We start from the raw sequence: 4,513 nt of genomic DNA on the forward strand, positions 1-4,513 counted from the left end.
TGGGCAGGAAGAGTGATATTGGTTCTAACGATTTCCTTCCTTATTTATGGTACTTATAATGCATATAATCCACTTGTTCGTTCTTTTTCAATCCAGATAGAACAAGGTACATCATCACTTGATTCACTAACTATTGCAATGGCCGCGGATACGCATTTTGGGTTACTGTCTGGTAAAGATCATGCGAAACGTCTAGTTAAAGAAATCAATGGGATGGAACCGGATATAATCCTATTGCCAGGAGATCTAATTGACGATGATATTCAGCCTTTCGTGGATCAGGGGATCGATGAGGTTTTGTCCGAGCTTCATGCCCCCTATGGTGTATATGCCACTTTGGGTAACCATGACCGGCATAACGGTACGATGAAGGAATTAATTGATACAATAGAGCGAAGTGGTATCAACGTACTTTATGATGAAGCTGTCACAATAAAAGACCAACTTACATTGATTGGGCGAAAAGACCGCAGAGATCCCGATAGATTGGAATTGAACCAGATCATGAAGGGGGTTGACCTTTCTAAACCTGTGATTCTGCTTGACCATCAGCCATATGACTTGGATATTGCTCAAAAAGCGGGTATAGACTTGATGTTGTCGGGTCACACTCACCATGGCCAAGTTTTCCCAGGTAACTTAATTACGGATTCAATTTATGAGAATGCATGGGGGCATCTTAAGAAAGGAAGCATGCAATCGATTGTAACAGAAGGTTTTGGCTTCTGGGGTCCGCCGATCCGGATCGGAACGAGGTCAGAAATCGTGAGAATTCAGGTGAATTTTGAATAACGACAACTGATGCTGGGCGACAAGAACATGTCCCATTAAAGGCCGTGTAAATCTCAGCTTTTTGTGATTGTACGCTAAGGGCGTAATTGGAGTTAGGTAATCAATGCATAGATAAGAAAGGATTGGTTTAAATGAATCAACTGCTTCAGATGGGAGCAAACACTGTTTTAAGTTCTCCAAAAGGGAATGTTACTGTTAGCTACGAAATTTCTAATTCGATAGATATATCCTTAACAGCTTTTCTTTTAACTGATTCAGATAAGGTACAAGGAGATAGCGGAATTATATTTTATAATCAACCAACGAGCTCTTCTGGTGTAGCTACCCTTATACCATCTGAGAATGTAGGTAATACAAAAGTACATAAAATTAATTTTGACATGAGTAAAGTCCCTGCAGGTATTACTAAAATAGCTATTACGCTTACTGAGGATAATAGCAAGGGTTTTTCAAATGTAAAGAATTTAAAGGCAGAGATATGTACCGATGATAACAGAATCCAATTAACCCCATCCAGCTTCAAAAATGAAAATGGAATAGTAGTATTAGAATTATATATACGGAATGGCCAAACAAAGGCAAGATCAGTATGGCGCGGATTTGATTCTGGTCTTGAAGGTTTATGTAAAAATTACGGTGTTGAGGTTGAAGCGGATGAGCAAAACAAGCCTTCCGAACCTAAAACTATTCAAAAACAAACTCCAAAAGAACCTGATAAGATCCTAACTGTTCCTGGAAATAATAATAGTCAAAACACGTTGTCAACGATAAGCCTTGAAAAGGTAAAGGGTAAGGTAAGTCTCGAAAAAGGCCAAAAGCCAGTTATCATTGAGAAAACACCCGAGATTACGGCTACAGTATCTTGGAAGACTGGGACAGATTATGATATTTATGCTTTAGTCTATACAAAGGATGGTAAGCAGATAGATGTAGCGATGTTTGGGGCTGAGGGAACACCTCCCCTCTACCGGTATGGAAACGGGGCAGTGGAACATATGGGGGATGTTGGGAGAAGCGGTTGGTCAACGAAGACAGAAATAATTAAATTAAGGTTAACGGATGATATCCTCGCAGTGGTTCCTGTGGTTTATTCTGCTCAGTCAAATGGAACAGGCTCATTCTACAGATACAAGGTATCCATGAGTATAGATAATCATAGCGGAACCTCCGTTACCATATCCTCCAAGAATGCAAATAACAATGATCGAATTTATACATGTGTGCCCGGAATACTTCATAATACGCCAAATGGAGTTATTATTAGTCCATTAGAGCTTTATAGTAAGCAAAACTCAGAGTGTAGGCCTAAACTTAAGATGGGGTCTTCAAATATGGTAGAAGTTTTAATGGATAAGGGACCAAAAAATGATTACAAGTAGACAAGAGATATGAATCTGAAAATCCGCTAGTTTAATGGCGGGTGAACCGAACCATAAGTAAATGAAGTTTTAACTTTTCCCAACTTTAAACAAAGGTTGGGATTTTTATTGTTTTTTATGAGGGAACTTTTCATTCCCAGTCCTTCAACTGTATATTTTTTTATCTTGATAAGCCTTTGTAGCAAGCAGGGCTAGTATTAATACGAATTCAGCTATATTATGTAAGGCATCAGTTTTTAAAAAGTGGATCATTGGTGTGAGGCACATAATCAAGGTTCCGATAAAATACCATGGCCATTTTTGCTTTATCCAGATCATAATTGATGTGACGACTAACACAATAGAGACACCAATGATCATGAAGGGAGGAAAGTTTCCTGCTCCTACATTTTTATAGCTTAAGGCACCATACTTCATAGTAGGTTCTAGGGAAATTCCCCTGACCACTGTAACGAATTCAATGATAATCAAACAAAGTGTCAATAAGACAGCGAGCCATGGGACGATGCCTTTTTTTGCCCATTTTAGATTTGCCTTTACTAAAGTATTCCAGGCAAATAGGACGAGCAAGGGGGTGATAAGGGCATGCAAATAGTATCGGGTTAGGTTTAATGCCCTCAGTAAGTCTCCCTCTCCAATGTATTTCCCCAGTGCTAGGATCCCATTATCATAGAGTAAAGCCAGAATAACCATCAGTAGTACATTTCCAATATCAGCCCAACTGTGCCATTTTGCTAACAGGACAACTACTGCGAATAGAATTAGGTATGCGATGGTAAGTAATGAATAGATGACAGTATCCATGATCCGCTGCCTTTCTAAATAAAGATAGAAATAGAAATAATAAGCCTATCTTATTGTATAAATAAAAAACTTATTTTATTCAAAAATCTTCGAAGGAGTAGGCATGTTCGGATATAATCTCCATAAACCAGTTTACTCAGATATTCTATAAGTGATTTCGTATTTTAACTGTCGATCTTCCGTTAATAAACTATATGTATATGGATCTAACAAGAAAGTGAAGTAAGTTGGTCGCAGATCAATAATACAAATGGAAAAAATGGTATTCCTAAGGCATGCTAACAGCTTTTAAATTTATAATGAGATAGGATACATTGGTGTTCTTTCGAATCTACCGTTTCGAACAACTCGTAGTCGTTAAGTGATGAGCAGTTCAAGTGTTTTGTGATAACATATATAGGTGAAAATGAAAAAGACTACATTACTAAGTCAGATTACCTGATGAGAAAACTATGAAAGTGGGAACAAATTTGACAATAATTCAAAATATCATTGATTTCATCCTACATATTGATGAACATCTAGTTGAAATCATCAAAAACTTTGGCGGATGGTCATATGGAATCGTATTTTTAATCGTATTTGTGGAAACGGGAATTGTAATTTTCCCTTTCTTACCGGGTGATTCTTTATTGTTTGCTAGTGGTGCTCTTGCCGCGATGGGGGCATTTAACATTTTTTTACTATTGTTTGTCTATTTTTTCGCGGCGATAATTGGGGATACTGTCAATTATCATATCGGTAGTAAAGTAGGGACAACCATCTCACATGGAAGTTTAATGGGGAGATTGATTAACCAAGATAAAATGATGAGAGCTGAGGCTTTCTTTAATAAGCATGGAGGAAAAACAATTGTGATCGCCCGGTTTATGCCATTTATTCGCACGTTCATTCCTTTTATTGCAGGGGCGAGCAGGATGAACTACCGATATTTCTTGATTTATAATGTGGTTGGTGCCGCAGTATGGGTAGGCATCTGTACGATCTTAGGCTATTTTTTTGGCAATATCCCAATTATCAAAGACAACTTTTCAACGGTTCTCTTAGCAATTATCTTCATTTCTGTGCTGCCAGCCATTATCGGGGTGATTCGGGGGAGATTGAAAAAAGGATGACGGTTCCAAAGATGTGGACTCCGCACTTAGAATAGTCACGTAGAACAGTATCATAAGTAAATGCGGTTTTTCTGAGAACAGATACAGCACCATTCCACTACTTGTGGGAGGTGCTGATTTGATTTGATGGACATTTGTTACACAGAGGCCTGTTTTGATTTATTAGGAATCCTAATTTTTTTCTTCAATTTATAACATTGAAATGATTATCGCTATTGGCTATCGTGTTCGCTCCCACCGAGGTACACAGTACCACCAATGGACAAAAGAGCGAATAAATGAATAAATAACATTTTCGTGAAAAAGACCCTACAGAAATCACCACGGGTAATGATTTTTAATCTTGCTAGTCAAGAAATATTTAACAGTTATGGCCGGTCCCTTTTTTACCCGTTCCTTTCTTGCCAGTCCCTTTCTTACCAG

The 4,513-nt window shown here is 38.1% G+C and carries 5 protein-coding genes; 4 read left to right on the forward strand and 1 reads right to left on the reverse strand.

Going from position 1 to position 4,513, the window contains the following annotated elements; genetic code table 11:
* Positions 1–792 (forward strand): metallophosphoesterase (locus V7149_RS20305; protein ID WP_335347408.1); only part of this gene is annotated, 792 nt, incomplete at its 5' end.
* A gap of 131 nt (positions 793–923) precedes the next feature.
* Positions 924–2,171, forward strand: coding sequence for a TerD family protein (locus V7149_RS20310; protein ID WP_335347409.1), 1,248 nt, complete (start codon positions 924–926; stop codon positions 2,169–2,171).
* 144 nt (positions 2,172–2,315) lie between these two features.
* On the opposite strand, the gene V7149_RS20315 is transcribed toward V7149_RS20310, so the two are convergent.
* Complete coding sequence (locus V7149_RS20315; protein ID WP_335347410.1) at positions 2,316–2,975, reverse strand: hypothetical protein; 660 nt, start codon at positions 2,973–2,975, stop codon at positions 2,316–2,318.
* Positions 2,976–3,445: 470 nt separating this feature from the next.
* Between V7149_RS20315 and V7149_RS20320 the strand changes: the two genes are divergently transcribed.
* Positions 3,446–4,090: a VTT domain-containing protein gene (locus tag V7149_RS20320; RefSeq protein ID WP_438824136.1), complete on the forward strand. Its 645-nt coding sequence runs from the start codon at positions 3,446–3,448 to the stop codon at positions 4,088–4,090.
* 196 nt (positions 4,091–4,286) lie between these two features.
* Positions 4,287–4,376 carry a RhuM family protein gene (gene rhuM, locus V7149_RS20325; RefSeq protein WP_335347412.1) on the forward strand — a complete coding sequence of 30 codons (90 nt, stop codon included), beginning with the start codon at positions 4,287–4,289 and terminating at the stop codon, positions 4,374–4,376.
* The last annotated feature ends 137 nt before the right edge of the window (positions 4,377–4,513 follow it).

This window comes from Bacillus sp. JJ1503, from assembly GCF_036965125.1.
Classification (GTDB): Bacteria; Bacillota; Bacilli; order Bacillales; family Cytobacillaceae; genus Cytobacillus.

Coding starts and splice junctions, on each gene's coding strand:
- V7149_RS20310 (WP_335347409.1), top strand. CDS start 924: ATGAATCAACTGCTTCAGATGGGAGCAAACACTGTTTTAAGTTCTCCA.
- V7149_RS20315 (WP_335347410.1), bottom strand. CDS start 2,975: ATGGATACTGTCATCTATTCATTACTTACCATCGCATACCTAATTCTA.